The organism is Actinomadura latina NBRC 106108 (assembly GCF_001552195.1).
Lineage (GTDB): Bacteria > Actinomycetota > Actinomycetes > Streptosporangiales > Streptosporangiaceae > Spirillospora > Spirillospora latina.
Map to the genome: position 1 here is coordinate 182,232 of NZ_BCQS01000011.1, position 25,779 is coordinate 208,010.

Below are 25,779 nucleotides of genomic sequence, written 5' to 3' on the forward strand. Positions count from 1 at the left end.
TTGGTCGTTGGATCAGTCGAACTGTCTGGGTGGTGGAAGGGCTGCTTGGTCGTCCCGTCCCTGGCTGGCCGTTCTCGTGGTCTTTGTTCGTGACAGGCTTGGTGGAATGGGCGGTTTGGTGGTGGTTTTCCAATTTGGTAATGATCTTTACTGGGAGTATCAGGGCAGGTCGGTGAGGGTCTTTGGTGACCTGGTGGTCATTGCTTAGGTTGATCACTAGGGGTGGTGCGGGGCATCTTTGAGGTTGATGTTGGAGATTGTGAGCTCCGGTGGCTCTTATATGCGTAAGACTGGGGTGAAAGTTGTTCCCGCGTTCCTCAAGGAGCTTTCGTGGTCGAGTCGTTGATGCCGGGGGAGGCCGGGGAGCGGGAGCTGCTGACGTCGTTTCCCGCGTTCCATCGGCACTGGACGCCGCGGCTCACCGGGTACCTGCGGGCCCAGACGGGTGACGGGCGCTGGGTCGAGGACATCGCGCGGGAGAGCCTGCTCGCGGCGCGGGGTCGCTGGGACGAGCTCGTCACTTGCGAGCGGCCGGGCGTCTGGCTGTTCCGGGTGGCGACGATCATGTTGCGGCGGTGGCAGGCGAAGGCGCGGGAGCAGTGCACGTCGCTGGACGAGATGGTCGCGTGCGACGCCGGGGGCGGGACGGACGTGATGGCGGCGGTCCGGAGTCTGCCCCGGCGGCAGCGGGAGGCCGTCGCGCTGCACTGCCTGCTGGAATTCCCGGTGCCGGACGTCGCGTCCATCCTCGATGTGAGTGAGGACGCCGCCGCGGTCCATGTGGCACGGGCGCGGCGGAGGCTGGTGGGGCTGGTTCGCGAGGTGTGCGGTGAATCGGCATCGTGACGCCGGTGCCTGGGCGGCGGCGGACCTGGACGGTGTCCTGGCGGCTGAGGCGTCGGCCATCGCCGGCATGGCGGAGGCGGAGTTCGCCGTAGGGCTCGCAGAGGTGGAGGACGAGTTCCGGCGGCGGCAGCGCGATGACGTGGCGCGGGCTCGGCATGCGTCGTTCGTCGAGTCGCTCGAACTCGACCGGGCCGCCTACGAGCTGGCGTGCCGCCATGAGGCGGACGGGGATCTCGGTGAAGCCGTCCGGTGGTACCGGGTCGCAGCCGGCAACGATCATGGGGATGCCGCGCTCCGTCTGGGGCGGACGCTCGACCGGCTCGCCGGGGCCCAGGGCCGCGCGGAGCTGCACCTGGTCACGGAGGCGGCGCAGGCGTACGCGGAGGCCTACGCGGCGGGATATCCCGAGGCCGCCGACCGGATCGACGAGATGCTGGCCGGATACTCGTGCCGGCGGGAGGGGCCGCAGCAGCGTGCCGCGTGTTCGCGCGTCCGCGACCTCGCGTCGGTGAACGGGGTGCTCAGCGAGGAGCGGATCCGGGAGTTGAGCCGGCACGCCGCGCGGTGCGTCACGTGTCTGGCGGAGTTCGTCGCGCTTCTGAAGAGCGCCTCGGCCGCGCTGCCGTCCGGTGGAGTGATCGATCCCTACGATTGATGCTCGCAGTGCATCGAACAATGCGTTTTTCGTGTTGGACAGGTATCGATCCCGTCTCCTATCGTCCCTTTCGGACCATACGGAGGAGGACGGACCCTTGGCGCAGCTCACCGGACGCATGGTGATCGGCTTCGACCGTGTCGCCGGCACGGGGAGGGCGATCACCGCCGTCGATCCCCGCACCGGTGAAAGCCTCGATCCGGCCTACCGCTATGGCGGCGACGGCGATGTGGAGCGCGCCTGCGCCCTGGCGGACGAGGCGTTCGACGCCTACCGCGCGACGAGCGCCGAGCGGCGCGCCGCGTTCCTCGAAGCGATCGCCGGAAAACTCGACGCCCGGCGGGATGAGCTCGTCGAGCGGGCCGTGTCCGAGACGGGGCTTCCCGAAGCGCGGTTGACCGGTGAGGTCGGGCGGACCACCGGGCAGCTACGGCTGTTCGCCGCAGACCTGCGCGCCGAGGGCGCGACCGGCTCGCTGACGACCGGCGCGGCGGAGGGCCGGGCGTCCGACGCCGGCCGGCCGATCCTGAGCGTGGACCCCGCGAACGAGGGCGGGCCCGAGGTCCGGCAGGGGCGGGTGCCGCTGGGGCCGGTCGCGGTGTTCGGCGCCAGTAACTTCCCGTTCGCGTTCTCCGTCGCTGGGGGAGATACGGCGTCGGCGCTGGCGGCGGGGTGCCCCGTTGTCGTGAAGGCGCATGACGCCCATCCCGGGACGTGCGAACTGGTCGGGCAGGCGGTCTCGGAGGCCGTCCGGGAGGAGGGCCTGCCCGAAGGCGTGTTCTCGATGCTCTACGGGGACGGCCCGACGCTCGGCATCGCGCTCGTCACCGATCCGCGCGTGCGGGCGGTCGGGTTCACGGGGTCCCGGAGGGCGGGGCTCGCGATCGCGCGGGCGGCGGCGGACCGGCCGCGTCCGATTCCGGTCTATGCGGAGATGAGCAGCGTCAACCCGGTGTTCCTGCTGCCGGACGCCCTGGCCGAGCGCGCCGGCGAGCTGGCCGAGGGGTTCGCCGGTTCGGTGACGCTCGGCGCCGGGCAGTTCTGCACCAACCCCGGACTCGTCTTCGCGGTCAGAGGCGAACATCTCGCCGCGTTCCTGGACGCGGCGGCCAAAGCGATCGAAGCCGATCCGGGCGCGCCGATGCTCACGCCCGGCATCGCCGAGGCCTACGCCGGAGGCGTCGCGCGGCTGGAGAACCATCCGGACGTCGAGATCGTCGCGCGCGGGCGGGAATCCGGCGCGGCGGCCGGCTGCAGGGCCGCCCTCGCGGTCGTGGACGCCGCGCACTTCGGCCCCGACCTGCAGGAGGAGATCTTCGGCGCCTGCTCGCTGGTCGTCCGCTGCGACGACCTCGACGAGGTCATCGAGACGGCGCGCGGGCTGGAAGGCCAGCTGACCGCGACGATCCACGGCAGGGGGGACGACGCGGCGCGGCTGCTGCCCGTCCTGGAGAGCCTGGCCGGCCGGATCGTCTGGGACGGCTGGCCCACCGGTGTGCGGGTCGGGCACGCGATGGTGCACGGCGGGCCGTTCCCCGCGACGTCCGACCCGCGCACGACGTCCGTGGGGAGCCTGGCCATCGAGCGGTTCCGGCGGCCGATCGCCTACCAGGGGGTTCCCCGATGAGCACACCGGTCGTCACCGAGGTGCGGGTCGTGCCGGTCGCCGGCCACGACAGCATGCTGCTCAACCTGGGCGGTGCGCACGGGCCGTTCTTCACGCGGAACCTGCTGATTCTCACCGACTCGTCCGGTAGCAGGGGCGTCGGGGAGGTGCCGGGCGGCGAGGGCATCAGGAAGACGCTTGAGGACGCCCGGGAGTTGATCGTCGGCAGGCCCGTCGGGCGGTCGGACGAGATCCTCAACTCCGTCCGGGCCGCGTTCGGCCACCTGGACGCGGGCGGGCGCGGCCCCCTCACGCACGACACGCGGATCACCGTCCACGCGCTGACCGCGATCGAGTCGGCGCTGCTCGACCTGATGGGCCGGTTCCTCGGCGTGCCGGTGGCGGCGCTGCTCGGCGACGGCGTCCAGCGCCGGACGATCCCGATGCTCGGCTACCTCTTCTACATCGGCGACCGGAACAAGACGGACCTTCCGTACGAAGCGCCGCCGGAAGGCGAGGACGGCTGGCTGCGGGTCCGGCGCGAGGAGGCCATGACGCCGGACGCGATCGTCCGGCAGGCGGAGGCCGCCCGGGAGCGGTACGGGTTCGCCGACTTCAAGCTGAAGGGCGGCGTGCTCCGGGGCGACGAGGAGGCCGAGGCGGTGCGGGCGCTCGCCGAGCGGTTCCCGGACGCCCGGATCAACCTCGACCCGAACGGCGCGTGGTCGCTGGACGAGGCGGTCCGCATCGGGAACGCGCTCAAGGACGTCCTCGCCTACGCGGAGGACCCGTGCGGCGCCGAACTGGGCTATTCGGGACGCGAGACGATGGCGGAGTTCCGCCGCGCGACCGGCCTGCGCACCGCCACCAACATGATCGCGACCGATTGGCGCGAGCTGGGCCACGCGATCCGGCTGGACGCGGTGGACATCCCGCTCGCCGACCCGCACTTCTGGACGATGCGCGGCTCGGTCCGCGTGGCGCAGCTCTGCGAGGCGTGGGGCCTGACCTGGGGCTCGCACTCCAACAACCACTTCGACGTCTCGCTGGCGATGTTCACCCATGTCGCGGCCGCCGCGCCCGGCGGGATCACCGCGATCGACACGCACTGGATCTGGCAGGACGGCCAGCGCCTCACCAGGGACCCGCTCCAGATCGTGGACGGGAAGATCGATCTGCCCGACGAGCCCGGCCTCGGCGTCGACATCGACGAGGAGCGGCTGGAGGAGGCGCACGAGCTCTACAACCGGCACGGGCTGGGCGACCGCGACGACGCGGCGGCGATGCGGTACCTGGTCCCCGGCTGGACGTTCGACCGTAAGCGACCCTGCCTCGTGAGGGACTGAACCTACTGCGGGTAACATCGGGCCGACCCGGTTTCCCATACCCCCAGGCGAGGACATGCAGCGGACGCCACCGGCCGAGTACCGGCACGTCTACGAGTTCAACATCCGGTTCGGTGACATCGACTCCCAGGGCCACGTGAACAACGTCAAGTTCCTCGGCTACCTGGAGGACGCGCGGCTGGAGATGTTCCACGGCGACCCGGTGCGCAAGGGGGAGCAGCCCGTCCGCGGCATGGTGATATCGCGGCACGAGATCGACTACCGGCTGCCGCTGCTGCCGACCGTGTACCCGATCCGGGTGGAGACGTGGGTGACGGAGGCCCGCGCCGCCTCGGTCAAGCTCGCCTACGAGGTGCGGGACGACGAGAACGTCTACGCGGAGGCGGTTTCGACGCTCGTCGCGTTCGACGTGGAGACGAACCGGCTGCGGCGCTGGACGCCGGAGGAGCGGGAGTTCATCGGACGCTACGTGGTGCCCGGGGCATGACGGCGCCGGCCGCGCCGCCGCCCGTACTGGACCGGCACCAGCCCGGGGTGCGGCTCCGCGTCGTCCAGATGGCGGACGCGGAGGCGTTCGCCGCGCTGTACCGGGAGAACCGCGAGTACCTGCGTCCCTGGGAACCGGAACGGGACGAGTCGTACTTCACCGTCGACGGCCAGCGCGACAACCTGCACGACCTCATCGGGGCGTACGCGGTGGAGGAGATGTGGCCGGGCGCCGTCCTCGTCGACGGTGAGATCGCCGGACGGATCACGCTCAACAACGTCCTGCGCGGCCCCCTCCAGAGTTGCTTCGTCGGCTACTGGGTGGCGCGCGCGCACGCCGGCCATGGTGTCGCCACAGAGGCGCTCAGGCAGGCGCTGGACGTGGCGTTCGGCGCGCTGCGTCTGCACCGTGTCGAGGCGTTCACGAGGGTGGACAACCTCGCGTCCCAGCGCGTCCTGCTGAACAACGGTTTCGCGGCCGTCGGAACGGCTCGCCGCCACATTCACCTGGACGGACGCTGGCATGACGAGCGCCTTTTCGAATGCCTGGCCCCGTGGGACGACGGAGTGGCGCTGAATCCGCCGGTGTGAGCGGTCTTCCTCCCGCGGCCCGGTGACAACCGGCGCGTCACGGATAGATAACAAGCGATACAGCAATCCGTTTTAGGCCCTCTTCTCCCTCTAGTGTCGCGACGCGAATGTGGAGAACCCACGTGAAAGGGGCACAATGCGGCGCGTCTCACGAGGAGCGATGGCACTGCTGCTCGCCGCGGGAATGACCGGGGCGGGCGCCACGGCGGCGCAGGCGGCGATCACCGCGCAGGCGGGTACGGCCAAGGCCGGAACGGCCCAGGCGGGCGACATTCTCGCCCAGCTCAAGGCGATTCCCGGAATGCAGGTGACGGAGAAGGCCTCGACGATTCCCGGCTACCGCTGGTTCTGGCTGGAGTACCGGCAGCCCGTCGACCACCGGAAGCCCGGGGGGCAGTGGTTCGAGCAGCGCATCATGCTGCAGCACAAGTCGGCGGACAAGCCCATGGTGCTCTACACCAGCGGCTACAACACGCCGGAAGTGATGTTCACGTCCGAGCCGACGGCGCTGGTCGGCGGCAACCAGATCTCGGTCGAGTACCGCTACTTCACCCCGTCCCGTCCCGAGCCGACGGACTGGAAGAAGGACACGATCTGGCAGGCCGCCACCGACGAGCACCGGCTCATCCGCGCGCTGAAGACCGTCTACAAGGGCAAGTGGATCTCGACGGGCGCGAGCAAGGGCGGCATGACGGCCGTCTACCACAAGCGCTTCTACCCGCATGACGTCGACGGCAGTGTCGTGTACGTCGCACCGAACGACGTCAACAACAACGACGACCGCGCCTACGACAAGTTCTTCACGACCGTGGGCGACGACCCCGAATGCCGCGCGCACGTGAAGGGGCTCGCCCGCGAGTTCCTCAAGCGCCGTCCCGCGATGCTGAAGCGCTTCAAGGCCGCCGCCGACGAGCAGGGCCTGACCTTCACCATCCTGCGCACGCAGGACCGCGCCTTCGAGAACTCGGTCATGGACTACGAGTGGGCGTTCTGGCAGTACAGCCTGCAGTCCGACTGCGCGTCCCTCCCCGCGCTGGACGCCTCCGACGACGAGATCTACCAGACCCTCGACGCCATCTCCGGGCTGTCGTTCTACAGCGACCAGGGCCTCTCGCCGTACATCCCGTACTACTACCAGGCGGGCACGCAGCTCGGCTGGCCGTCGCCGAAGTTCAAGCACCTGCGGGGGCTGCTGCGCTACGAGAGCAGCTACCAGCCGCGCACCTACGTCCCGCGCGACATCCCGATGCGGTTCGACCACGGCCGCGCCATGCGCGACATCGACCGCTGGGTGCGCCACGACTCCGAGCACATGCTGTTCCTGTACGGCGCCAACGACCCGTGGGGCGCCGAGCCGTTCACGCTCGGCAGGGGAGCCCGTGACTCGGCCGTCTACGTCGCGCCCGGCATGAACCACAGCGGCCGCATCATCGCCAAGCTGCCCGCCGACGAGCAGGCCGAGGCGATCGCGGACGTCAAGCGCTGGGCGGGCGTCGACGCCGGCGTCCAGACGTTCACGTCGGTCCCGCGCGCCGACGACCCGCTCCAGCTGCAGCGCCCGCCGCTGTAGCGGGACCGCCGCAAGCGAAAGCCCGCGGTGTGCCGGTTCGCGCCTTGACCCCTGGCGCGTCCCGGCGCACCGCGCCGCTCGTTCAGGACGTCTGGAGCCAGGCGGCGGTGTTGCCGGGGAGCAGGTCGCCGTAGAGCGGTGCGCTGGTCAGGAGCGGGGTGCCCGGTGGGAGACGCACCGGGTTCTCGCCGCAGTTGAGCGCGCAGGTCAGCGGGCCGCGGCGGAAGAAGAGGGCCGTGTCGGGGGAGTCGAGCCACTCCAGGTCCTCGGGCAGGCCGGCCGCCAGGCGGCGGCGCAGCGCCAGCGCGTCGCGGTACCAGGCCAGCATGGAGGACGGGTCGGACGCCTGCGCCTCCGCGGTCATGGACGCCCACTGCTCCGGCATCGGCAGCCACGGCCGGACGCCGTCCGGAGAGAACCCGTACGGCTCGGCCTCGCCCGACCAGGGCAGCGGGACGCGGCAGCCGTCCCGGCCGGCGAGCTCCCCGTTCGTGCGCTCGAAGATGGGGTCCTGCCGGGCCTCGTCCGGGAGGTCCGTGACCTCCGGAAGGCCGAGCTCCTCGCCTTGGTACAGGTAGGCCGATCCCGGCAGCGCCAAGAGCAGCAGTAGCGCCGCCCTGGCTCTGGCACGTCCCATCCCGGGGAAGCCCTCTGCCTGCTCGTAGCGCGTCACGTGGCGGACGGAGTCGTGACTGGACAGCACCCATGTGGGCGCGGCGCCGGTAGGCGCTACGGCTTTCGAGGCGGCGACTATCACGTCACGGAAGGCCGTCGCCGACCACGGAGCCAGCTGCAGGTCGAACTGGAAGACCTGGTGCAGTTCGTCCGGGCGCAGATAGAGGGCGAGGTCTTCGGGGCCGTTCGTCCACACTTCGCCTATGGCCATGCGGTCGCCGTCGTACTCGTCCAGGATCTGCCGCCACCTGCGGTACACGTCGTGGACTTCGGGACGGCTGTAGATCGGGCCGTTCAGGACGCGGCGGTCGTCGGAGCCGAGGTCGCGGAAGGAGCCGTCCTTGAACAGGCCAGCGGCCACGTCGATGCGGAAGCCGTCCACGCCGCGGTCGAGCCAGAACCGCAGGATCTCCTCGAACTCCTGCCGGACCTCCGGGTTGCGCCAGTTGAAGTCCGGCTGCTCGCGCGCGTACAAGTGCAGGTACCACTCGCCGTCGTCCAGCCGCGTCCACGCCGGTCCGCCGAACGCGGACGGCCAGTCGTTCGGCGGCTGCTCCTCGCCGGAACCATCGCCTGGCTTGCCGGGACGGAAAATGTAGCGCGACCGCTCGGGTGACCCGGGCGGCGCGGCGAGCGCCTCCCGGAACCAGCGATGCCGGTCGGACGAGTGGTTCGGGACGATGTCGACGATCAGCCGCAGCCCGTGCGCGTGGACGTCCGCGACGAGCGCGTCGAAGTCGTCCAGCGTGCCGAACCGGGGGTCGACGTCGCGGTAGTCGGCCACGTCGTAGCCGCCGTCCGCCAGCGGGGACGTGTAGAAGGGGGTGAGCCACAGCGCGTCCACGCCCAGGTCGCGCAGGTGGCCGAGCCGGGACCGGATCCCCTGGAGGTCGCCCTCGCCGTTCCCGTCGGAGTCGGCGAAGCTGCGGACATAGACCTCGTACACGACGGCGTTGCGCCACCACGGGATTCGCGTCATACAGCCCGATCTACCCGATTACGCCGGACCGGTCACGTGAGCGCGCCGCATGGGCGCGTCGCCCGGCCGCATCGCAGGGGCGTGTCACGCGGGCGCGTTCACCAGGCTCCGCGCCGCCATCGTGAAGTAGTCCCAGAGCTGCTTCTCCAGCGGCTCGGGAAGGTCCAGGTCCTCCACCGCGACCCGCATGTGCTTCAGCCACCGGTCGTGCTGGGCCTCGTCGATGACGAACGGCACGTGCCGCATCCGCAGCCGCGGATGGCCGCGCCGCTGACTGTAGGTGTTCGGGCCGCCCCAGTACTGGATCAGGAACAGCCGCAGCCGCTCCTCGGCGGGGCCGAGATCCTCTTCCGGGTACATGGGGCGGAGGTCGGGATCTTCCGCGACGCCCTCGTAGAAGCGGTGCACCAGCCGGTGGAAGGTCTCCGCACCGCCGACCGCCTCGTAGAAAGTCACCTGTTCAGCCATAGCGCTCCCCACCATATGTGAGATGCGTCCTGATCCTCACCTTGATCGCCTACGCCGGCGGGGTGGCCACTGTGACGCCCGCCTCGTCGAACGACCGCTTGACGCGTTCGCGGAGCTCGCGGGCGATGTCGCCCTGCTTGCCCGGCGCGGTCTTCAGCACGACCCTGATCACGATGGCGTCGCCGGCGAGGGCCTGCACGCCCCACACCGACGGCTCTTCGAGGACGATGTCCTTCCATGCGGCGTCGGCGGCCATCTCGTCCGCGGTGACCTGCAGGAGCTCCTTGACCTTCTCGGTGTCCTCGTGGATGTCGACGGGGATGTCGAGGACGGCCCGGCCCCAGTTCTGCGACTCGTTCCCGACCTTCTTGATCTCGCCGTTCGGGACGTACCAGACGACGCCGTCGACGTCCCGCATCCGGGTGACCCGCAGCGTGACGGCCTCGACCGTCCCCTTCGCGCTGCCCACGTCGATGAAGTCGCCGACGCCGTACTGGTCCTCCAGCAGCATGAACAGCCCGGCGAGGAGGTCCTTGACGATGTTCTGCGCGCCGAAGCCGACCGCCACGCCGATGACGCTCGCGCTGGCGAGGATGGGCGCGAGGTTGAGGCCGAGCGAGCCGAGGATGCTGAACAGCGCCGTCCCCATGATCAGGACGGACGCGATGGAGCGCAGCACGGAGCCGAGCGTCTGCGCGCGCTGGGCCCGCCGCTTGTTCAGCAGTGCGGGACTGCCCTCGAAGACCGTCCGGGCCCGCTCGCGGGCCCGCTCCGACATCGTCCCCTCGGCCATCCGCAGCGTGACCTTGGTGATCATGCGGTGCGCGATGTTCTTCACGATCAGCGCGACCACGAAGGTGATGACGACCAGCAGGAGCGTGGTCAGCGGGCGGTCGAGCCACGTCGCGAAGAACTTCGTGAAGCCGGTGTCGTGCGAGACGTTCCACACCAGCCGGCACGCGGTGGTGGGCCTCGGCTCGCCGCACGCCAGCTCCGGGGACCCCTTGTCGGCCCAGGGCAGTGCCTGGCCCGCGAACGCCGGGGTGCGCCCGGTGAACGATGCGGTGAACGATGCGGTGAGCGGCGATCCGGCGATGGACGACGCAGCGAGCGACATGGTGCAGACCCTCCCCGGCCATTGTGGTGCCCTGCCACCTCGACCGTGGACCCGCGGCGCCGTACGAGCCTGATCGTAGGGGACGGACACGACCGGTTCGAACGGAGCCGGGAGAGGTGGCGGGGACCGGCCGGGGAGGGGCCGCCCGGGCGGACGTGTCCCGCGGGTCCGCGGCTGCCGCGCCGTTCCGGCCGCGGTCCGCGGGACACGCCCGGTCTCAGGGGAGCGGCTGGAGCACGCGCGCCAGCTTCATGGCGGCGCCGCCCACATCGTCCACGCGGTGCATGCGCTCTCCCCACGACCACCAGAAGTAGTGGTCCTTGGTCTCGGGAGCCGGCGCGCAGGTGACGTCCTCCGCGAGGCTCGCCGCCTCCGGGTTCACGACCCGCAGGAAGGCGGGCCCCGAGCGGGTGCGGACGACGCGGGCGACGAGCCCCTGCGTGTCGAGCTCGTGCTCCAGTTCCTCGAGGTAGCCGACGCGTCTGTCGCTGACCACCTTCACACCCCCTCCATGGGCGAGCACCGGGCGATGGACGAACCGGACAGATGATCGACTCTATGGATCCGTCCGGTCACTCCCGGCGAGAATTGCAACTCTCACACTGGCGGGTCAAGAGGCCGGCCGTCCGCCGAAGTACCGGATTACCCCACCTCAGAGGAAGGGTCTCCTCCCCCGGAGGAAGAATCTCTACCGGTGGGGGGCGGGGCACCTCCTGGCCGCCCCCTCTTCTCCGAAACCGCTTGGCGGCCCCTCTGGCGGGGGTTACGCTGCGTGCGCGAGAGATTATCTGTCGTGGCCATCTAGTGACCGGTCGCCGTGGCAGGGACGATCGCCCTCCCCCCGGGGAACGGCGTCCCGGCACGACGGTGAGGAGGTCGGAGTCGATGTCGGATCCCCCCCGGAAAGAGACCGAAGTGGCTCGCCGGATCCGCGCGCACGCTCTGGCCCGAGGTCACGGCCCGGTCCAGATCGCGCAGGAGATCCACGAGCAGTGCGGGCCGCTGTTCGGCACTAGCCGGATCAAGGCGCACCGCCTTGCCCACGGCGTCGCGCTGTCCGACATCGTGGCGCAGGTCAGGGCCCTCTACGAGATCGACGGCAAGCCGCCGCCCCGGCTCGGGGAGACGCTGCTGTCGGCCTACGAGAGCGGGTACAAGAGACCCGGTCCCGAGTACCTGCACTACCTCTGCGCCGTGTACCGGGTGGAGCCCGACGCGCTCGACTACCAGAGTCCCTGCATCTGCGGCCGCGGCCACGCGGCCCGGACGGGCGCCCCCGGCGTCCCGCAGCCGCGCGCCCCGGAGCGGCGCGCGGTGCCCGACCCCGACGCGCTCGTCGGGGCGATCGTCCCCAGGGTCGAAGAGCGTCCCTGGGCAACCGTCAACGACTTACGGGGCCTCGACCGCGCCGAAGCCCCCCTGACCATTGATGTGGGAGAGGAGGACATCGTGCTTCGTAGGACCCTTCTGCAGCTTCTGGCCGGAGCGGGCGTGGCGCTCGACGGGCAGTTCCTTGGGGCCGTCGACAACCTGCGGCGCAAGATGGACGACACGCTCGTGGGCGCGACCGTCTCACCGACGATGCTCGACCAGTGGGAGGAGACGACCTACGGCTACGGCCGGCAGTACCAGGCGACCCCTTCGCTGCGGATGCTCTGCGACGTCCTGCTGGACTTCAGCGAGGTGCGGCGCATGTGCGACAAGCGGCAGCCGGTCGAACTGCAGGAACGGCTGTGCCGGATCGCGGCGCAGCTGTCCGGGCTGTCCGGGCTGATCATGATCAACCTGGGCGACCACCGGCTGGCCCGCTCGTTCTTCCGCACCGCGCGCACCGCCGCCGACGAGACCGGCGACCGGCAGCTGCGCGCCTGGGTGACCGTCCGCGAATCGCTCGTGCCGATGTACTACGGCGACCCCCGGGAGGCCCTGCACCTGGCCCGCAAGGCCCAGGACCTCGCCGGCCGCACCCCCGGCGTCGCCGCCGCCATGGCCCCCGCCGTGGAGGCCCGCGCCCTCGGCATGCTCGCCATGCGCGGACGCGGCGACGCCGCCCCCAGCGCCCGCCGCGCCCTCGTGCGCGGGCGCTCGGTGTTCGACCAGTTGTCCAAGACCGACACCAGTGACCTCGTGTTCGGGTTCACCGACCGGCAGATGGCCTTCTACGAGGGCGACACGTTCACCAACCTCGGCGACCACAAGCACGGCGACGAGGTGCTCAGCCACGCCCTCACCCTCTACTCGCCCACCGACCGCGTCGACCTGACCCTGGTGCGCCTCGACCGCGCGATGTGCAGACTCCACGCGGGCCATCCCGATGCCGCGCTGACCGCCGGGCGGGAGGCCATCCACGCCCTGCCGGCCGACCACCGTTCCGACATCCTCGTGCACCGCGCCCGCCAGATCGGCGCGGCCGTCTCGTCCAAGTACGGCGAGATCACGGCGTTGAAGGACTTCTACGAGGCGCTCGCCGGCACCTCGGTCAAGAGCCCCGCGGTCCCGCCGGCGGGGCAGGTCTGACCTCGGATGAGCAGCACCTTCTCGCAAGGCCACCTCGTCCGGCTCCAGGACGAGCCTCCCGTCTGGCGTTTCGGCGACCTGCGGATCCGCCGCTACCACCCGGCCGACCACGGCACCGTCCTGGCCCTGCACCGCGAGGGCCTGGCCCAGGTCGGCCTGCGCCCCGGCGACGGCGTCTACTACGACCACGACTTCTTCCGCATGGAGGACATCTATCTCCGCAACGACGGCGAGTTCCTCGTCGGTGAACTCGACGACGGCATCGTCGCGATGGGCGGCCTGCGCCGCGCCGACCTCATCCCCGGCGGACACGCCCGCGCGTTCGGCGGCTACGCCCCCGGCGCCCCGAAACTGGACGCCGTCGAGATGGTCCGCCTGCGCGTCCTGCCCGCCGTCCAGCGCCGCGGCTATGGCGCCGCCGTCGTCCGCGCCCTGGAGGAGCGCGCCGCCGAGTACGGCTACCGCATCCTCCGCGCCGACACCACCGAGCTCCAGGGTCCGGCCCTGGCCCTCTACCGCACGTTCGGCTGGACGGAGACCCGCCGCGAGACCATAGGCGGCATAGTCAACATCTACCTAGAAAAACCCCTCCGCTGACCGGCCCCACCCAGGGTTCGTGACCACACCAGCCAATAAGAACAAGCACGACCCCCTCCTGGAGGCTTCCCAACCCCAGGAGGGGGCCGATCTGTCGCACGGTGTCCCGTGCGTGTTCTTGGGGGAGCGTAGCGCGAGCACCGGGCCGCGTCCTAGAGGCGGGGTCCAGGAAAGATTCAGGAGCGGCGGCCTCCGACCACCTGCATCAAGGGATAGCGGCGCCGGCGGACGTCGGTGAAGCCCCGTGCGGTGAGCGCTCGGGTGACCTCTCGGTCGCCGAAGACGGTGAATCCGGTGGTGCGGCGGAGCAGTTCGCCGGCGATCCGGGCGGAGGGGAGCGGGGTGGGGCGGCGGGACGTGAGGATGATGAGCCGGCCGCCGGGTTTGAGGACGCGGGTCATGCCGTCCACGGCCGTCCACGGGTCGTCGAACAGGTAGAGGGCGCCGAAGCAGCAGACGGCGTCGAACACGCCGTCGCGGAACGGCAGGTCGACGGCGTCGCCGCGGACGTAGCCGATGTTCTCTCCGCCGCCGGGTCGCGGGGTGTCGCTGACGGCTCGGGCGAGCATGGTCTCGGAGGCGTCGAGTCCGACGACGAGGCCGTCCGGCGGGACGCCCTCGGCGAGGGCGCGGGTGACGTTCCCCGGGCCGCATGCCACGTCCAGCACCGTCGCGGGCCGGTGGGCGGTGAGGCCGAGCCAGCCGCGGGCCAGCGCGTGCTCGGCCGCGGTGTCGGGGCCGAAGGGCCAGCCCTTGGCCAGGTTGAAGCCGATGGGCCGCCAGACCTTCTCGTAGATCCGCGGCAGGAACGTCGACTCCATGGCGGACTGGGCGAGGGACGGCTTCGTGGGCGCTCCGAGCAGGTCGAGGTACCCGGCCGACGCGTCGGGCGCCCCGGGCGGCTCGCGGAGCAGGTCGAGGACCCGCTCCATCGTCGTCTGTACCGTCGTCTCACTCACCCCGCTATTAGACCACGAGTCAATTCGGCGTGGCCCGGGAAGGCCAGTCCGGTCTGCGCGGCCATGAACGCGAGGGTGTCGGTCATCAGGTCGGCCGAGCGGCTCACCGACCGGGCGGCGTGGCCGACCTCGGCCTCGTTCCGCAGCAGGATCGGCGCGTCGGACGCGGTGGCGTGCTGCAGCGCGGCGCACAGCTTGCGGGCGTGCAGCGGGTCCACCCGGGTATCGCTGCCGAACGTCGTGAACAGGACGGCCGGGTAGGCGGTCCCGGCGTGGACGTGGTGGTACGGGGAGTAGCCGATCAGCCAGCCGAACTCCTCGGGGTCGTCCGCCGTCCCGTACTCGTCGTTCCAGGTCTGCCCCAGGCCGAACCTCTCGTAGCGCGCCATGTCGAGGAGGGGCGCCGAGCAGACCACCGCCCGGTACAGGTCGGGACGCTGGGTGAGGGCCGCGCCGACGAGCAGGCCGCCGTTGGAGCCGCCGGAGATCGCGAGCTGCGCCGGCGTGGTCAGGCCGTCCGCGATCAGCTTCTCGGCGGCGGCGTGGAAGTCGTCGAACACGTTCTGCTTGCGGTCCCGCATGCCCGCGCGGTGCCACTCCTCGCCCTCCTCGGAGCCGCCGCGCAGGTTCGCGACCGCGTAGACGCCGCCCGCCTCCACCCAGGCCAGGACGCTCGCCGAGTAGGACGGTGTCAGGGAGATGTTGAAGCCGCCGTACCCGTAGAGGATCGTGGGGCGCGGGCCGGAGAGGCCGGGCCGGGAAGCGACCAGCATCCGCACCTCGGTCCCGTCCCGGGACGTGTAGGCGACCTGGCGCGTCTCGATCTCCGGCACCTCGACCGAGCCCGGCGCCGACGCCCACGGCGTCGTCTCGCCGGTGCGCGCGTCGTAGCGCATCACCGCGGACGGCGTGACGTTGTCGGTGTAGCCGAACCACGCCTCGTGCCCGCCCTCGGGCCGCTCGACGAGCCCGCCGATCGAGCCGAGGCCCGGCGTCGGCACGGTCCCGGTGCGCTCGCCCGTCTCCAGGTCGTGGACGGTGATCTCGCTGATCGCATGCCGCGTCCACCCGGCGAGGAGGACGGGCCGGTCCAGGTCGTCGAGGATCGCGAAGTCGGTGAGGACGGCCTCCGGGTCCTCCGGGACGAGGTCCCGCCACCGCTCGTAGGACGGATCGGACGGGTCGGCGACGCAGAGGCGGGAGCGGGGCGCGTCCCGGTCGGTGAAGATGTAGGCGCGGCCGTCGCGCCCGACGTGCAGGCCGGTGCCGGCGTCCACGCCCTCCTGGACGGCCCGCAGCGCCGGCGCCTCCGGGGAGGACGCGGACAGGTCCGCGATCCACAGGTCGTTGCGCGGTGCCGTGCCCTGCGACGACGAGACCGTCAGCCAGCGCCCGTCCCGGCTGACCCCGACCCCGTAGTAGTTGGTCTTGTCCATCCCCGCGCCGAAGATCAGTACGTCGTCGGTGTCGGGTTCGGTGCCGACCCGGTGCAGGTAGACGCGCCGGTGGTACTGCTCCTCGCCCGCCGGGACGTCCCGCGCGGGCAGCCGCCGCGCGTAGTAGTACGCCTCCCCGCCCGGCAGCCACGCCACCGACGAGTACCGCGCCCGGTCGATCGGCCCCTCCACCTGCTCGCCGGTCGCGACGTCCAGCACGTACAGCAGGGACTCCTCGTCCCCGCCGGTCGAGATCTTGTACGCGAGCCGGCGGCCCTCCTTGTCGGGCTGCCACCCGTCGAGCGTCGTCGTCCCGTCCGGGTCGAGCGCGATGGGGTCGACGAGGACGCGCTCGGCGCCGTCCGGCCCGGCCGTGTAGAGGACGGGGTGCTCCTGGTCGGCGGCGCGCCGGGTGAAGAACCGCCGTTCGCCCCGCCACACGGGGGATCCGACGCTGCCCGCGCCGAGCAGTTCGCCGAGCCGCTTCCGCAGCGCGTCCCGGCCCGGCAGCGCGTCCACGACCTTGTGGAAGAGCCGGTCCTGCGCGGCGAGCCACTCCCCGGTGTCGTCGCTGCCGGCGTCCTCCAGCCACCGGTACGGGTCCGCGACCCGGTGACCGTGGATGTCCTCGACGATGTCCTGGCGCTGCGCGGGCGGATACGGCGTCATGAATGCACTGTATTGGCCGTTCCGGGCTGCCCGTCCCGCACACTCCGAACCGTCTCGAACGCACGCATGCGTTCGATCCGGCCTCCGAGGGGGGAATATTGGGGTAGCGGACGGGCTCCGTCAGACGCCACACTGATGAAGGTCGGGTCGCCCCTGGGGAGGTCCTCATGGCGAGTGCGCAGGAACCGGAAACAATAACCGGGCCTCGGTTCGAGGCGCGGATGCCCGCGCCCGCCGAGGCCAGTGAAGCGCAGAACCCGGTGGAGGCCGTCTGATGCGGCAGGTCCTCCTCCTGAACGCGACGTACGAACCACTCACCACGCTGCCGCTGCGGCGGGCGGTCTGCCTCGTGCTCCGGGAGAAGGCCGAGATCGTCCACCATGACACCTCGGGCGCGGTGCTGCATTCGGCCGCGATGACGGTCGAGGTGCCGTCCGTGATCCGGCTGCGCCGCTACGTGCGCATCCCGTTCCGCACCCGCGTCCCGCTGACGCGCGCCGCGCTGATGCGCCGCGACAGCTTCCGCTGCGTCTACTGCGGCCGCCGCGCCGAGACCATCGACCACGTCCACCCGCGCAGCCGCGGCGGCAAGCACGTCTGGGAGAACTGCGTCGCCTCCTGCATGACCTGCAACCACCGCAAGGCCGACCGCCTCCTGTCCGAACTGGGGTGGACGCTCAGCATCACCCCGGCCGTCCCCCGCGGAGCCCACTGGCGCCTCATAGGACTGGTCCACGACGGCGACCCGCAATGGGCCCCGTATGTCACCGAACCCGCGGCGTGACCGGCGACCCCTTATCCTGGGGGCGTGCCTCGTTATGACTACCGCTGCCGCGCGTGCGGGTCGACCTTCGAGGTCTCCCGCCCGATGATCAATGCGTCCGATCCGGCGCCGTGCCCGGAGGGGCACGACGACACGGTGAAGCTGCTGTCCACGGTCGCCGTGACCGGCACGTCGCGGGGAACCGCGCCGCCGCCGAAGCCCGCCGGCGGAGGCGGCTGCTGCGGCGGAGGCTGCTGCTCCTAGCCGTTCTGGGCGGCGCGCATGGCCTTCCCGGTGGCGGCGGCGTCGTAGTTCGGCGGGACGCCCCGCAGCAGGACGGCGGTGCCCTCGATGTGGTCGGTGCGCATGCGGAGGATCGCCTGGTAGGCGTCCGACTCGTACCAGCCGCGGGCCTTGTCCATGTCGGGGAACTCGATGAGGACGTAGCCGCCCTCCAGCGGGCCCTCGATCACGTCGGGATCGGTTCCGTGGACGAGGAAACGGCCGCCGAACGGGTCCATGGTGGCCTGGATGCGCTCGATGTAGGTGAAGACGTCCTCGTGCAGGGGCGGCTGGGGACGCAGGTGGGCGAGGGCGTAGGCGGTCATCGCGAGCTCCTTCGGTGGTGGTCGCCGGGCTGTTCGCCTGACGACCACCACTCTTCCCCGGAAAGGGAACGAAGCCGATTACCCGCCGGGTAATGCTCAGCCGTTGAGGCGTTCGACCTGCGACACGTCGCGGGCGGCGCCGGTGGAGGCGGACGTCGCCATCGCGGCGTAGGCGCGGAGCGCGGCGCTGACCGGGCGGTGCCGGTCGCGGGGGCGGTAGCCGCCGAGGTCGGCGAGCAGCTTCTCGCGGCGGATCTCCAGCTCGTCGGCCGGGACGTCGAGTTCCAGGACGCGGTTCGGGATGTCGATCACGACGCGGTCGCCGTCCTCGACGAGGGCGATGACGCCGCCGCCCGCCGCCTCGGGAGAGGCGTGCCCGATGGACAGGCCGGACGTCCCGCCGGAGAACCGGCCGTCGGTGATCAGCGCGCACGCCTTGCCGAGCCCGCGGCCCTTGAGGAAGCTCGTCGGGTACAGCATCTCCTGCATGCCGGGGCCGCCCTTGGGGCCCTCGTAGCGGATCACGACGACGTCCCCGGCCTTGATCTTCCCGCTGAGGATGCCGTCGACGGCGTCGTCCTGCGACTCGAAGACGACGGCGGGGCCGGTGAACGTCCAGAGTTCCTCTTCGACGCCGGCGGTCTTCACGATCGCGCCGTCGGGAGCGATGTTGCCGCGCAGGACGGCGAGGCCGCCGTCGGCGGTGTAGGCGTGCTCCACCGAGCGGATGCAGCCGTTCTCGCGGTCCAGGTCGAGCGACTCCCAGCGGGCGCTCTGCGAGAACGCCGAGGTGCTGCGGACGCCGCCGGGCGCCGCGTGGAACATCTCGACGGCCTCGGGCAGCACGTCGGGGGAGCGGACGTCCCACTTGGCGACGAGCTCGTCCATGGACGCGGAGTGGATCGAGTGGGCGGAGCTGTTCAGCAGCCCGCCCCGGTTCAGCTCGCCGAGCAGGGCGGGGATGCCGCCGGCGCGGTGGCAGTCCTCGACGTGGTACTTGCCGGTCGCCGGGGCCAGCTTGCAGACGCACGGGACGCGGCGGGACACGGCGTCGATCTCGGCGAGGCCGAAGTCGACGCCGGCCTCGGTCGCGGCGGCGAGCAGGTGCAGGATCGTGTTGGTGGACCCGCCCATCGCGACGTCCAGCACCATGGCGTTCTCGAACGCGTCGCGGGTGGCGATGTTCAGCGGCAGGACGGACTCGTCGTCGCCGTCGTAGTACCGCTTCGCGACCTCGACGACGGTGCGGCCGGCGTCCTGGTAGAGGTGGCGGCGGGCGGTGTGCGTGGCGAGGACGGTGCCGTTGCCGGGCAGCGCCAGCCCGATCGCCTCGGTGAGGCAGTTCATCGAGTTGGCGGTGAACATGCCGGAGCAGGACCCGCAGGTCGGACAGGCGCTCTCCTCCATCTCGAGGAGCTTGTCCTCGGCGACGGAGCCGTCCGCGGAGGCGATGATCGGGTCGATCAGGTCGAGCTTGTTGCCGCCCATGACGCCCTCGACCGGCTTGCCGGCCTCCATCGGGCCGCCGGAGACGAACACGGTCGGGATGTTGAGCCGCAGCGCGGCCAGCAGCATGCCCGGGGTGATCTTGTCGCAGTTGGAGACGCAGACGAGGGCGTCGGCGCAGTGCGCGTTCACCATGTACTCGATCGCGTCCGCGATGACCTCGCGGGACGGCAGCGAGTACAGCATGCCGTCGTGGCCCATCGCGATGCCGTCGTCGACGGCGATCGTGTTGAACTCGCGGGGCACGCCGCCGGCCTCGCGGACCGCGCCCGCGACGACCTTGCCGACTGCGTCCAGGTGGACGTGGCCGGGCACGAACTGGGTGAAGCTGTTGGCCACCGCGACGATCGGCTTGCCGAAGTCCTCGCGTTCGACGCCGCTGGCCCGCATGAGGGCGCGGGCGCCCGCCATGTTCCTGCCGTGCGTGACCGTGCGTGACCTGAGCGGTGGCATAGAGACCTCTCCAAACCTGTGACGTGCCGAGCCGTGTGCTGGAGCGTGCCCGCAGCGGCGGATCGCGGCGCTGCGGCCGGCTCAGCGGAGGTCGCGCGCGGGCCGGCCTGTGACGTCACCGATGCTACCAACCGGCGGGAGACATGCGAAAAGCCGGGACGCGGCCGTCCCGGCTGGTGTGAACCCGGCAAGGCGGCATCCCGGCGGGGCTCGTCGTCGAGCCTTGGGGCGGGCGGCCCGGGGAAGCAGGCCGCCCCCTGCGTCTAGTCGGGGTACTTCGGCGGCAGGGCCTTCTCGGCCGCCGAGAAGATGCGCTGCACGTCGCCGTCGGTGAGGATCTTCGGGCGGCGCCGCAGGTAGGCGCGGGCCCGGTTGCCCGCGTAGACGTCGACGTCCCGCACCCGCATGACCTTCCACGGGATGGACGGGCCGTAGATCGCCACGGAGGGCTGCACCGGCACCTCGAAGCCGACCCGCTCGGCGAGGATGCTGCTCGCCATCTGGGCCTCCCACCGGGCCTCGTCCAGCCGGTCCTTCTTGTTGAAGGGCCCGTGGAAGAGCTTCATGTGGGACATGGTGCGCACGGGGAGGCGCTTGTCCCACTTCTCGGAGTCGATGGCGTAGACGCCGCTCGGCCCGATCACCAGGTGGTCGATGCGGCCGTCGCTGACACCGTCGTCGTCGCGCGGCACGGCCCGTGCGTGCAGGACGAGGTACCCGCTGCGCTCCAGGGCCTTCAGCTGCCGCTCGGTGCGCCGTTCGGCGGCCGACGACTTCTGCCAGGCGGCGACGGAGGAGCTCCTGCGGGAACTCCGGACGAGGTCGCCGACGACCACGAGGATCGCCGCGGCGACGCCGAACCGCCAGCCGAACACGACCAGGACGAGGACGCCGGCGACGGCGGCCGCGCCGATCCGCCACGTCCAGCGGCGGACGCGGGGGTCGTCGAGCACCGTCGCGGCGGTGCGCTCGTCGGGGCGCTCCTTCACCGGAGCCTGGTCATGGTGCTCACGCGCTTCCTCCGACCGTGCTTCCTGCGGCCGTGTCTCCTCGGATTCGGCCCGGGGCTGGCCCCGGGCTCCCTGCGTGTCGCCCCGCTCCATGATCGCCATAAGTGACGCTCCGTATTCCTTTCCCATCGGGGGCATGATCCTCCGTGCGCAGAGTAATCATCCGGCCGGTCGGCGACTAGTCATACGGGGTTAATAGTTTTGTCGCCGTAGGGTTAGTGAGTAACTTACGCGACGGACGGGTAGGACGATATTCTTCTCCTTTCGCCGCCGTAGGGTCCCTGCCCTCTTTGATGCCCGCGCACACGGCGTCTAGCGTTCCGTTTTGTGACACAAACCCATGACCTCAGCGCCACCCGGACGGCTGCGGCCGTCCGCACCAGGGAAGTATCTCCGGTCGAGCTCACCGACCACTATCTGGCCCGCATCGAACGGCTGAACGAGCAGGTCGGCGCCTATGTGACGGTGACCGCCGAACGAGCCCGCGAGGAGGCGCGGCGGGCCGAGAAGGCGGTGCTGGACGCGGCGGATCCGGCGGACCTGCCGCCGCTGCACGGCGTCCCGGTCCCGATCAAGGACCTGAACATGGTGAGCGGCGTCCGGATGACGTTCGGCTCGGCGGTCTACTCCGAGATGACCGGATTCGCGGACGACCATGTGGTGACAAAGCTGGCGCAAGCCGGGTCTGTGCTGCTGGGCAAGACGACGACTCCCGAGTTCGGGCTGCCCTGCTACACGGAGGGTGACGTCGCGCCCCCGGCCCGGACGCCGTGGGATCTCACCAGGTCGGCGGGCGGATCCAGCGGCGGCGCCGCGGCGGCGGTCGCGTCCGGGCTGGCGCCGATCGCGCAGGGCAGCGACGGCGGCGGCTCGATCCGCATCCCGAGCAGCGCGTGCGGGCTGTTCGGCATCAAGCCGACCCGCGGCCGGGTCTCCTCGGGCCCGATCATCCCCGACCTGTTCGGGCTGGCGACCAACGGCCCGATCGCCCGGACCGTCCGCGACGGGGCCCTCATGCTGGACGTCATGTCCGGCCACATGCCCGGCGACCTGTACCGCGCGCCGCGGGCGGAGGGCTCGTTCCTCGCCCACGCCGACCGCGCCCCGGGCCGGCTGCGGATCGCGCGCAGCCTGGAGCCGCCGGTGCCGGGCGCCGAGGTCCACCCCGACTGCGTCGCCGCCTACGAGGCCGCGTCCGCGCTGCTGGAGGAGCTGGGCCACGAGGTCGTGGACCTGCCGCAGACGGTGCTCGGCGCCGACCTCGTCGCGCACTTCGTCACGCTGTGGGGCGCGATGGCGACGATGACGCCCGTCCCGGACGAGGCCGCGGACCGGCTCCAGCCGCTGACCCGCTGGCTGCGCGGCCTCGGCGAGGCCACCTCGGCTCCGCAGCTGCTCCAGGCGCACGCCGTCCTCCAGGGCGAGCTGCGCAAGGCGTTCCCGGTCATGGACGAGTTCGACGCGATCCTGCACCCGACGCTCGCCATGCCGCCCGTCCCCGTCGGCTACTTCCACGACCAGGAGCCCGAGGAGAACTTCCGGCGGCAGGCGGAGTTCACGCCGTTCACCGCCGTGTACAACATCTCCGGGCAGCCGGCGGTGAACGTCCCGCTGCACTGGAACGACGAGGGCCTGCCGATCGGGATCATGCTGGCCGGGCGGCTCGGCGGCGAGGGCACGCTGATCTCGCTGTCCGCGCAGCTGGAGGAGGCGCGCCCGTGGATCGGCCGGAAGCCGGAGATCTGGACGGCGTGAGCCCGCCCGCACCGGGCATGGTGCAGGCGTGGCCGACGACGAACTGATCACGCTGGCGGGGCGGCACGGGGTCGCGACCCGGTACACCGACTGGCGCGGCCGGGAGGCGGCGGTCTCGCCCGACACGCTCGCCGCCGTCCTGACGGCGCTCGGGGTCGACGTCTCGACGCCGGACGCCGTCGGGGCGGAGCTGCGACGCGCCCGCGAACCCGGCCGCAGGCTGCCGCCGGTCGTCGTCGTCCGCCGCGGCGACGACCTGCCGGCCGTCCCGGACGCGCGGGTCGAACTGGCGACCGGCGAGACCGTCCCGGTGACGGCGGAGCTGCCGCTCGGCTGGCACCGCCTGCGCGCCGGCTCCGAGAGCGCGCCGCTGCTGATCGCGCCGCGCCGGCTGAGCACGCCGGACCGCCTGTGGGGATTCACGGTCCAGCTGTACTCGGTGCGCTCCCGCGCGTCGTGGGGGATCGGCGACCTGCGCGACCTCGCCGACCTCGCGTCCTGGAGCGCGCGCGAGCTGGGCGCCGGGTTCACGCTGATCAACCCCCTGCACGCGGCCGAGCCCGTCCCGCCGGTCGGCCCGTCCCCGTACTCGCCGATGAGCCGCCGCTTCGCCGCCCCGATCTACCTGCGCGTCGAGGACCTTCCCGAGTACGCGGCACTGCCGCCCGAGGACCGCGAGCGCCTGTCCGCCCTCGCCGAGCCGCTGCGCATCCCCGGCGGGACCATCGACCGGGACGCGGTCTGGACGGCCAAGCTCCAGGCTCTCGAAGCCCTCCACCGCCTCCCGCGCGGCACCGGGGCGCAGCGCGACTACGACGCGTTCCGCGCCCGCGAGGGGACGGCGCTCACCGCGTTCGCCACCTGGTGCGCGCTCACCGAGAAGCACGGCCCGGACTGGCGCCGCTGGCCCGCCGAACTCCAGGACGCCGGAAGCCGCGCCGTCGCCGCCGAGGCCGCGCGCCTCGCCGGCCGCGTCGACTTCCACGCCTGGCTGCAATGGCGCCTGGACGGTCGGCTGACGGCCGCGCAGCGGGCGGCGCGGGACGCCGGGATGCCGGTCGGGATCGTCCACGACCTGGCGGTCGGGGTCGCGCACGGCAGCGCCGACGCCTGGATCTACCGGGACCTGTTCGCGCCCGGCATGAGCGTCGGTGCGCCGCCGGACGAGTTCAACCAGCGCGGCCAGGACTGGGGCCAGCCGCCCTGGCACCCGCACCGCCTCGCTGCCGCCGCCTACGTCCCGGTCCGGGAGATGCTCGCCACCGCGTTCCGGCACGGCGGCGGGCTGCGCCTCGACCACGCCATGCAGGTGTCGCGCCTGTGGTGGGTCCCCGAGGGCGGTTCGCCGGCGGACGGCACCTACGTCCGCTACGACCGCGACGCGCTCCTCGGCTGCCTCGCCTGGGAGGCCGAGCGCGCCGGCGCCGTCGTGGTCGGCGAGGACCTCGGCACCGTCGAACCCGAGTTCCGGGACGGCCTGTCCGGCCGCGGCATCCTCGGCACGTCCCTCCTGTGGTTCGAACGCGACGCCGAGGGACGTCCCAAGCCCCCGGCCCAGTGGCGCGAACTGTCCCTGGCCACGGTCGGCACGCACGACATGCCGCCGATCACCGGGTTCGTCCACGGCGACCACATCGCCCTCCGCGACCGGCTGGGCCTGCTCACCCGTCCCCGCGCGGACGAGGAGGCCGACCACCGCCGCCAGTTGAGCGACTGGCTGGAACTCCTCCACGAGAAGGACCTGCTGCCCGCCGCGCCCGCCGAGGTGATGAAGGCACTGGCCGAAGGGTCCACCGTCTATGACGAGCGGATAGTCGCGGCTCTGCACGCCTTCCTGGACCGCACCCCGGCCCGCATGACCGGGATCTCCCTCGCCGACGCCGTGGGCGAACGCCGCACGCAGAACCAGCCGGGCACCACCGACGAGTACCCCAACTGGCGCGTCCCCCTCGCCGACGCCGAAGGCATGCCCGTCCTCCTGGACGACCTTCCGGCCGCCGTCGACCGCCGCGCCGTCCTGCGGCAGCGCCCCGCCTCCCGATGACAGGACGCCGTGATCAGGCGAGCGTCGTGATCAGGCGAGTGTCGTGGTGATGCGCCTGGTCACGTCGTGGAGGAGCGTGTCCGGGTGCAGGTCGGCGGCGGCGATGGCGGAGAACAGGGCGGGGAGGCCGGGGAGAGGGTAGGAGTCGCCGCTGTCCGCCAGGGCGTTGCGGCCGAGCGGGTGGCGGGAGAGCGAGGTGCGGGCGCGAGCCCACGCCGTCTGGACCTCTTCCGGGGACGGGACGCCGAACCCGTGGCCGACCGGCGCGGCGTGGCGGAGCTTGACGAGGGCGCTGTCGGTGAAGTCGGCGGCGAGCTTGCAGCGGTCGGTGAGGTCGGCGCGCACCAGGTCGTCCAGGCGGGTCATGACCGTGCAGGGCGTACGGCAGCGGGCGGCGCAGTCGCCCAGGGCCGACGCGACCTGGCTGTGCTGGCGGTCCAGGTAGGCGCGCCAGCCGGGCCCCGGCTCCTTGGCGACGCGGAGCGTCCGTTCACAGGCGGAACGTTCCGGGCGGGTGTGGTCGCACATCCGCGCCGAGCCCGGCTCGACGGGCACGCCGAACCGGCTGCCCTCGCCGCTCACCGAGGCGCCGATGAGGGCCGGGTCGCCGGCGTGGCCGAGGACCGGCTCCCAGGCCAGCATCGGCAGGTACTCGCCGGCGATGTGGACGGCGGCGACCAGCGCGGCCATGTCGCGCCGGTACCAGCGGATCGCGATGACCTCCAGCAGCAGCGAGTACGCGGGCCGCAGGCTGGCGAGCGCGCCGCGCGGGCGTTCCCGCGCCTTCTGCGGCATCCGGCTGGCCCGCGCCCGGTCGAGCAGGTCGCGCGGGACCTCGCCGACCGCCTCCGGCATGCCGAAGTCCTCGGCGTCCAGGTCGAGGACGCGCTGCCCGAACGCGCACAGCGCCGCGATCGCCGCCGAGCCGCCGTCCGCGGCCAGCGTGCCCTGCGTGATCAGCGCCTCCAGGTCGCCGAACGCGTACCGGCGCGCCAGCGCGGTCAGCACATCCTGCGCCGTCTCCATGCCGCCCCTCCCCGTGACCATGCGATCGTTGCACGGCCACGGGGTTCATGGACAGGGACGGGGTTCATGGACAGGGACGGGGTTCATGGACAGGGAC

General features: G+C 71.8%; 23 protein-coding genes. 13 read left to right on the forward strand and 10 right to left on the reverse strand.

Going from position 1 to position 25,779, the window contains the following annotated elements; genetic code table 11:
• Positions 1–330 precede the first annotated feature (330 nt).
• From AL2_RS16840 to AL2_RS16870, 7 genes are all read left to right on the forward strand, one after another.
• Positions 331–846, forward strand: coding sequence for a sigma factor-like helix-turn-helix DNA-binding protein (locus AL2_RS16840; protein WP_067634795.1), 516 nt, complete (start codon positions 331–333; stop codon positions 844–846).
• Positions 830–1,501 carry a hypothetical protein gene (locus AL2_RS16845; RefSeq protein WP_067634796.1) on the forward strand — a complete coding sequence of 224 codons (672 nt, stop codon included), beginning with the start codon at positions 830–832 and terminating at the stop codon, positions 1,499–1,501. Before AL2_RS16840 ends, AL2_RS16845 begins: the two co-directional genes overlap by 17 nt.
• Positions 1,502–1,598: 97 nt before the next feature.
• Complete coding sequence (locus AL2_RS16850; RefSeq protein WP_067634797.1) at positions 1,599–3,128, forward strand: aldehyde dehydrogenase (NADP(+)); 1,530 nt, start codon at positions 1,599–1,601, stop codon at positions 3,126–3,128.
• Positions 3,125–4,453 (forward strand): enolase C-terminal domain-like protein, encoded by a 1,329-nt coding sequence (locus AL2_RS16855; protein WP_067634798.1) that lies wholly within the window; start codon positions 3,125–3,127, stop codon positions 4,451–4,453. Before AL2_RS16850 ends, AL2_RS16855 begins: the two co-directional genes overlap by 4 nt.
• Positions 4,454–4,508: 55 nt before the next feature.
• Positions 4,509–4,940 carry an acyl-CoA thioesterase gene (locus AL2_RS16860; protein ID WP_067634799.1) on the forward strand — a complete coding sequence of 144 codons (432 nt, stop codon included), beginning with the start codon at positions 4,509–4,511 and terminating at the stop codon, positions 4,938–4,940.
• Positions 4,937–5,530, forward strand: a complete 594-nt coding sequence (locus AL2_RS16865; protein WP_067634800.1) for a GNAT family N-acetyltransferase — start codon at positions 4,937–4,939, stop codon at positions 5,528–5,530. The genes AL2_RS16860 and AL2_RS16865 overlap by 4 nt, the downstream gene beginning before the upstream one ends.
• A 160-nt stretch (positions 5,531–5,690) precedes the next feature.
• Entirely contained in the window at positions 5,691–7,100 is a 1,410-nt protein-coding gene (locus tag AL2_RS16870; protein ID WP_245666691.1) for a S28 family serine protease, read from the forward strand.
• A gap of 82 nt (positions 7,101–7,182) precedes the next feature.
• Here AL2_RS16870 and AL2_RS16875 read toward each other — a convergent pair whose 3' ends face one another.
• The 4 genes from AL2_RS16875 to AL2_RS16890 all read right to left on the reverse strand — a co-directional run bounded on the left by AL2_RS16875 (position 7,183) and on the right by AL2_RS16890 (position 10,841).
• A complete protein-coding gene (locus AL2_RS16875; RefSeq protein ID WP_067634802.1) occupies positions 7,183–8,754 on the reverse strand; it encodes a glycoside hydrolase family 13 protein in 1,572 nt (523 codons plus the stop codon).
• A gap of 84 nt (positions 8,755–8,838) precedes the next feature.
• Positions 8,839–9,222: a globin gene (locus AL2_RS16880; RefSeq protein WP_067634803.1), complete on the reverse strand. Its 384-nt coding sequence runs from the start codon at positions 9,220–9,222 to the stop codon at positions 8,839–8,841.
• Positions 9,223–9,271: 49 nt separating this feature from the next.
• Complete coding sequence (locus AL2_RS16885) at positions 9,272–10,339, reverse strand: mechanosensitive ion channel family protein (RefSeq protein ID WP_083946594.1); 1,068 nt, start codon at positions 10,337–10,339, stop codon at positions 9,272–9,274.
• 217 nt (positions 10,340–10,556) lie between these two features.
• The gene (locus AL2_RS16890) at positions 10,557–10,841 is read right to left on the reverse strand and encodes a hypothetical protein (protein WP_245666692.1); all 285 of its coding nucleotides are present in this window, start codon (positions 10,839–10,841) and stop codon (positions 10,557–10,559) included.
• A 413-nt stretch (positions 10,842–11,254) separates the two neighbouring features.
• Between AL2_RS16890 and AL2_RS16895 the strand changes: the two genes are divergently transcribed.
• The gene (locus tag AL2_RS16895; protein WP_245666693.1) at positions 11,255–12,856 is read left to right on the forward strand and encodes an NsdA family TPR-like regulatory protein; all 1,602 of its coding nucleotides are present in this window, start codon (positions 11,255–11,257) and stop codon (positions 12,854–12,856) included.
• 6 nt (positions 12,857–12,862) lie between these two features.
• Positions 12,863–13,453, forward strand: a complete 591-nt coding sequence (locus AL2_RS16900; RefSeq protein ID WP_083946595.1) for a GNAT family N-acetyltransferase — start codon at positions 12,863–12,865, stop codon at positions 13,451–13,453.
• A gap of 176 nt (positions 13,454–13,629) precedes the next feature.
• Here the strand turns inward: AL2_RS16900 and AL2_RS16905 are convergent, their stop codons facing one another.
• Both AL2_RS16905 and AL2_RS16910 read right to left on the reverse strand, forming a co-directional pair.
• Positions 13,630–14,412 carry a class I SAM-dependent methyltransferase gene (locus AL2_RS16905; RefSeq protein ID WP_245666694.1) on the reverse strand — a complete coding sequence of 261 codons (783 nt, stop codon included), beginning with the start codon at positions 14,410–14,412 and terminating at the stop codon, positions 13,630–13,632.
• Positions 14,409–16,517 (reverse strand): prolyl oligopeptidase family serine peptidase, encoded by a 2,109-nt coding sequence (locus AL2_RS16910; protein WP_067634806.1) that lies wholly within the window; start codon positions 16,515–16,517, stop codon positions 14,409–14,411. Before AL2_RS16910 ends, AL2_RS16905 begins: the two co-directional genes overlap by 4 nt.
• A gap of 274 nt (positions 16,518–16,791) precedes the next feature.
• Between AL2_RS16910 and AL2_RS16915 the strand changes: the two genes are divergently transcribed.
• The gene (locus AL2_RS16915; RefSeq protein WP_067634807.1) at positions 16,792–17,301 is read left to right on the forward strand and encodes an HNH endonuclease; all 510 of its coding nucleotides are present in this window, start codon (positions 16,792–16,794) and stop codon (positions 17,299–17,301) included.
• A 24-nt stretch (positions 17,302–17,325) separates the two neighbouring features.
• Positions 17,326–17,544, forward strand: a complete 219-nt coding sequence (locus AL2_RS16920) for an FmdB family zinc ribbon protein (protein ID WP_030171066.1) — start codon at positions 17,326–17,328, stop codon at positions 17,542–17,544.
• Here AL2_RS16920 and AL2_RS16925 read toward each other — a convergent pair.
• The 3 genes from AL2_RS16925 to AL2_RS16935 all read right to left on the reverse strand — a co-directional run bounded on the left by AL2_RS16925 (position 17,541) and on the right by AL2_RS16935 (position 20,836).
• Positions 17,541–17,888 (reverse strand): DUF1330 domain-containing protein, encoded by a 348-nt coding sequence (locus AL2_RS16925; protein ID WP_067634808.1) that lies wholly within the window; start codon positions 17,886–17,888, stop codon positions 17,541–17,543. The genes AL2_RS16920 and AL2_RS16925 overlap by 4 nt on opposite strands.
• A 96-nt stretch (positions 17,889–17,984) precedes the next feature.
• Complete coding sequence (gene ilvD, locus AL2_RS16930) at positions 17,985–19,847, reverse strand: dihydroxy-acid dehydratase (RefSeq protein ID WP_067634809.1); 1,863 nt, start codon at positions 19,845–19,847, stop codon at positions 17,985–17,987.
• Positions 19,848–20,110: 263 nt separating this feature from the next.
• Positions 20,111–20,836, reverse strand: a complete 726-nt coding sequence (locus AL2_RS16935; RefSeq protein WP_245666695.1) for a nuclease-related domain-containing protein — start codon at positions 20,834–20,836, stop codon at positions 20,111–20,113.
• 348 nt (positions 20,837–21,184) lie between these two features.
• On the opposite strand from AL2_RS16935, the gene AL2_RS16940 reads away from it, so the two are divergent.
• Together AL2_RS16940 and malQ are read left to right on the forward strand one after the other, a co-directional pair.
• Complete coding sequence (locus tag AL2_RS16940) at positions 21,185–22,612, forward strand: amidase (protein WP_067634811.1); 1,428 nt, start codon at positions 21,185–21,187, stop codon at positions 22,610–22,612.
• Positions 22,613–22,640: 28 nt separating this feature from the next.
• Positions 22,641–24,656 carry a 4-alpha-glucanotransferase gene (malQ, locus tag AL2_RS16945; protein ID WP_067634812.1) on the forward strand — a complete coding sequence of 672 codons (2,016 nt, stop codon included), beginning with the start codon at positions 22,641–22,643 and terminating at the stop codon, positions 24,654–24,656.
• Positions 24,657–24,686: 30 nt separating this feature from the next.
• On the opposite strand, the gene AL2_RS16950 is transcribed toward malQ, so the two are convergent.
• Positions 24,687–25,682 carry a hypothetical protein gene (locus AL2_RS16950; protein WP_067634813.1) on the reverse strand — a complete coding sequence of 332 codons (996 nt, stop codon included), beginning with the start codon at positions 25,680–25,682 and terminating at the stop codon, positions 24,687–24,689.
• Positions 25,683–25,779 lie beyond the last annotated feature (97 nt).

Excerpts from the sequence above, each read along its gene's own strand:
- AL2_RS16885 (WP_083946594.1), bottom strand. The coding sequence starts at position 10,339 with ATGTCGCTCGCTGCGTCGTCCATCGCCGGATCGCCGCTCACCGCATCG.
- AL2_RS16900 (WP_083946595.1), top strand. The coding sequence starts at position 12,863 with ATGAGCAGCACCTTCTCGCAAGGCCACCTCGTCCGGCTCCAGGACGAG.
- AL2_RS16950 (WP_067634813.1), bottom strand. The coding sequence starts at position 25,682 with ATGGAGACGGCGCAGGATGTGCTGACCGCGCTGGCGCGCCGGTACGCG.
- ilvD (WP_067634809.1), bottom strand. The coding sequence starts at position 19,847 with ATGCCACCGCTCAGGTCACGCACGGTCACGCACGGCAGGAACATGGCG.
- AL2_RS16870 (WP_245666691.1), top strand. The coding sequence starts at position 5,691 with ATGGCACTGCTGCTCGCCGCGGGAATGACCGGGGCGGGCGCCACGGCG.
- AL2_RS16880 (WP_067634803.1), bottom strand. The coding sequence starts at position 9,222 with ATGGCTGAACAGGTGACTTTCTACGAGGCGGTCGGCGGTGCGGAGACC.
- AL2_RS16855 (WP_067634798.1), top strand. The coding sequence starts at position 3,125 with ATGAGCACACCGGTCGTCACCGAGGTGCGGGTCGTGCCGGTCGCCGGC.
- AL2_RS16860 (WP_067634799.1), top strand. The coding sequence starts at position 4,509 with ATGCAGCGGACGCCACCGGCCGAGTACCGGCACGTCTACGAGTTCAAC.
- AL2_RS16865 (WP_067634800.1), top strand. The coding sequence starts at position 4,937 with ATGACGGCGCCGGCCGCGCCGCCGCCCGTACTGGACCGGCACCAGCCC.
- AL2_RS16925 (WP_067634808.1), bottom strand. The coding sequence starts at position 17,888 with ATGACCGCCTACGCCCTCGCCCACCTGCGTCCCCAGCCGCCCCTGCAC.
- AL2_RS16915 (WP_067634807.1), top strand. The coding sequence starts at position 16,792 with ATGCGGCAGGTCCTCCTCCTGAACGCGACGTACGAACCACTCACCACG.
- AL2_RS16875 (WP_067634802.1), bottom strand. The coding sequence starts at position 8,754 with ATGACGCGAATCCCGTGGTGGCGCAACGCCGTCGTGTACGAGGTCTAT.
- AL2_RS16910 (WP_067634806.1), bottom strand. The coding sequence starts at position 16,517 with ATGACGCCGTATCCGCCCGCGCAGCGCCAGGACATCGTCGAGGACATC.